General features: G+C 73.8%; 3 protein-coding genes. All 3 read right to left on the bottom strand.

All coding sequences use genetic code 11. The features are described 5' to 3' along the window. Positions 1 to 205: 205 nt before the first annotated feature. A complete protein-coding gene (locus ABZ261_RS28980; RefSeq protein WP_356864235.1) occupies positions 206 to 1,378 on the bottom strand; it encodes an acetoin utilization protein AcuC in 1,173 nt (390 codons plus the stop codon). Then, positions 1,329 to 2,549 (bottom strand): MFS transporter, encoded by a 1,221-nt coding sequence (locus ABZ261_RS28975; protein WP_356864233.1) that lies wholly within the window; start codon positions 2,547 to 2,549, stop codon positions 1,329 to 1,331. Before ABZ261_RS28975 ends, ABZ261_RS28980 begins: the two co-directional genes overlap by 50 nt. Positions 2,550 to 2,705: 156 nt before the next feature. Continuing rightward, positions 2,706 to 3,350, bottom strand: a complete 645-nt coding sequence (locus tag ABZ261_RS28970) for an HAD family hydrolase (protein WP_356864231.1) — start codon at positions 3,348 to 3,350, stop codon at positions 2,706 to 2,708. Positions 3,351 to 3,464: the final 114 nt, after the last annotated feature.

Here is a 3,464-nt window from a genome sequence, read left to right as displayed (position 1 = left end):
GCCACCGCGGACGTCGTCGCAGCGGTGGGAGGGGACGGTCCCCGCGGTCCCGGCGGTCGTCACGCCGGAACCCGCCACGGTCGTCGTCCCGGCGGTCGTCACGCCGGAGGCCGGCGCGGTCGTCGTCCCGGCGGTAGGGGGACAGCGGCAGTGGCAGCGCGGGGGCACCGGCAGCAGCACCGCCAGGGCAGCGGCAGCGGCAGGGCTAGGGCAGCAGCCCCCGCAGCGGGTACACGGCCCGCCGCGTGGCCAGCACGGCCTGGTCGACCCGGTCGGCGGGGTCGTACCCCGCCTCCCAGGCGCCGTACCCCACCGGCCACAGACCGTCCGTCATCCGCCACGGCCCGGACTGCCGCGTCCGCGCGAAGACCTCCCGCCGCCACCCCTCGGGGATCACCGCCTCCGGCGCGACCGGCTTCCCCGCGGCGATCCCCACCAGGTGCGTCCACGACCGCGGGACGACGTCCACCACCGCGTAGCCGCCACCGCCCAGCGCCACCCACTTCCCGCCCGCGTGCGCGTGCGCCAGCTCGTGACACGCCACCTGCACCGCCCGCTGCGCGTCCAGCGAGACCGCCAGGTGCGCCAGCGGGTCCTCAAAGTGCGTGTCGGCCCCGTGCTGGGAGACGAGCACCTGCGGCCGGAACTCCGCGAGCAGCTCCGGCACCACGGCGTGGAAGGCCCGCAGCCACCCCGCGTCCCCGGTCCCGGCCGGCAGCGCCACGTTCACCGCGGTCCCCTCGCCCGCACCGGCCCCGGTCTCCTGCGGCCACCCGGTCTGCGGGAACAACGTACGGGGGTGCTCGTGCAGCGAGATCGTCAACACCCGCGGGTCCTCCCAGAACGCGGCCTGCACCCCGTCCCCGTGGTGCACGTCGACGTCCACGTAGGCGACCCGCTCGGCCCCCAGCTCCAGGAGCCGCGCGACGGCGAGCGCGGCGTCGTTGTAGACGCAGAACCCGGAGGCCCCGCCCGGCATGGCGTGGTGCAGCCCGCCCGCGAAGTTCACCGCGTGCTCGGCGTCCCCCCGCCACACCGCCTCGGCCGCCGCCACCGACTGACCCGCGATCAGCGCGGACGCCTCGTGCATCCCGGCGAACGCCGGATCGTCCTCCGTCCCGAGCCCGTACGAGGCGTCGGCCCCGGCCGGATCGGCGGACGCGGCCCGCACGGCGTCGATGTAGTCCTGCCGGTGGACCAGCCGGAGCGTCGACTCGCCGGCCGGTCTCGCCGCCACGACCTCCAGCTCCCGGTCCAGCCCGAAGGCGGCCACCAGTTTCCGGGTCAGCTCCAGCCGCACCGGATCCATCGGATGGTGCGGGCCGAAGTCATAGCCCGTTACTGCCTCGTCCCACATCAGCTGTGCGCGGCCGCTCATGACCGCCACCGTATCGGTCCGGTTGAGCGGCGAACGACCTGGCGCAGCCCAGTGTCACCAGCACCAGCGCCATCGGCGCCAGCATCGCCCCGCGGTAGCTCCACGCGTCTCCGAGGGCGCCCACCGACGGCGACCCGATCAGGAACCCCACGTAGTTGAAGATGTTCAGCCGCGCGACCGCCGCGTCCGAAGCCCCGGGGAACAACCGCCCGGCCGCCGCGAAGGTCTGCGGCACCAGCACGCACAGCCCCAGGCCCAGCAGGGTGAACCCGAGCATCCCGGCCCACGCGCCCGGCGCCGCAGCCACCACCGCGAAGCCGCCGGCCGCCACGAGCGCCCCGCACCGCACGACCGCCGCGGCCCCCAGCCGCCGGACGCCGAAGTCCCCGACGGCCCGCCCCGCCAGCGTGGTCACCATGTACAGGTTGTACGGGACGGTCGCGAGCTGCTCCGAGCCGCCCAGCACGTCCTGCACGTACTTCGCGCTCCAGTTGGAGACGGTCGAGTCACCGATGTAGGCGAACGTCATCACCAGGCACAGCGGCAGCAGCAGCCGGAACGCCACGGCCCCGCCCCCGCCCGGCCGGTCCTTCCCGCCCGCCACGGCCTCCCCGTCGACGTACCAACGGCTCCCCACCAGGGCGGCCGGCAGCAGCACGGCCACCACCGGCAGGTAGGACACCCACAGCGCGAGGTGCCAGTGCGCGCCGGCCCACGCCAGCGAGGCCCCCACGATCCCGCCCAGGCTGTACGCGGCGTGGAAGCCGAGCAGGATGCTCCGCCCGTACGACCGCTGCAGGTTCACCCCCAGCATGTTCATGGAGGCGTCCAGCGTCCCCACCGCCAGGCCGAAGGCGCCCAGCGCCACCGCCAGCGCGGCCACCTGCCCGTGCCCGCCCGCCCCGACGCCGAGCAGCGCCGCCAGGACCACCGGCTGGGACCAGCGCAGCAGCCGGCTGGGCGGCACCCGCTTCACCAGCTGTTCGGTGGTCACGCTGCCCACCCCGGCGAGGACCGGCACGGCGGCCAGGAAGACCGGCAGCAGCGCGTCGAAGACGCCGTACCGGTCCTGGACCGCCGGGATGCGCGTCACCAGCAGGGCGAAGGCGACGCCCTGGGCGAAGAACCCGAACGCCAGGGAGGCCCTGCCGCGCCGGAGCACATCAGTCATGGCGGCGAGCGTAGGGCCCCGGCCCACCTGTGGGTAGATCCGGCCACGGCTGATGGCCGCTCAACTCCTGTCGGAGGGATGGTCGTATGCGGTCGGTCGTATGCCGGTCGGCCCTCAGGCGACGATGACGACCTCGGGCAGCCCGGCCCGGCCGGGTCAGGCCAGCAGGCCGGCCAACTCGTGCATGTCGGCGAAGAAGCGCCGGGCGCCCGCGAGCTTCTCCGCCGGCGTCATCGCGGTGAAAGCGAACACGTCCATACCGGCCGCGAGGGCCGCCTGCACGCCCAGCGGAGAGTCCTCGACGACCGCGCACCGCCCGGGGGCCACGCCCATCCGCTCGGCCGCGTACAGGAAGAGGTCCGGCGCCGGCTTGCCCCGCCCGACATCCTCGGAACTGAAGATCCTGTCCTCGGTGAACCACCGGTCGAGCCCGGTCGTCCGATGCCCCACCCGGATCCGCGCATGGCTCCCGGAGGAGGCGACGCAGTACGGCACCCCGTCCGCGGTCAGCTTCTCCAGCACGCCCGCCACCCCGTCCACCGGCTTCAGTTCCCGCTCGAACGCGGCGAACACGCGCGCGTGGAAGACATCGTCGAAGTCGTCGGGCAGCCGCTGCCCCGTCCGCTCCAGGATCAACTCGTGGACCCGGTGCATCGCCGACCCCATGTAGTCCCGGACGGAGTCCTCGTAGGAGGTCGGGTGGCCCAGTTCGGTCAGATACGCGGCCAGGTGCCGGTTCGATATGGGCTCGCTGTCGACGAGGACACCGTCGTTGTCGAAGATCACGAGGTCGTAGCGCATGCCACCGAGCCTAAAGGGCCGTGAACGCAGAAAGCCCCCGCATCGGATCGATGCGGGGGCTTCCCTCAACAATTGTTCGGCGGCGTCCTACTCTCCCACAGGGTCCCCCCTGCA

The organism is Streptomyces sp. NPDC006193 (genome assembly GCF_040613915.1).
Taxonomy (GTDB): domain Bacteria; phylum Actinomycetota; class Actinomycetes; order Streptomycetales; family Streptomycetaceae; genus Streptomyces.
This window is presented reverse-complemented; position numbering and strand designations above follow the sequence as displayed.

Excerpts from the sequence above, each read along its gene's own strand:
- ABZ261_RS28980 (WP_356864235.1), bottom strand. The coding sequence starts at position 1,378 with ATGAGCGGCCGCGCACAGCTGATGTGGGACGAGGCAGTAACGGGCTAT.
- ABZ261_RS28975 (WP_356864233.1), bottom strand. The coding sequence starts at position 2,549 with ATGACTGATGTGCTCCGGCGCGGCAGGGCCTCCCTGGCGTTCGGGTTC.
- ABZ261_RS28970 (WP_356864231.1), bottom strand. The coding sequence starts at position 3,350 with ATGCGCTACGACCTCGTGATCTTCGACAACGACGGTGTCCTCGTCGAC.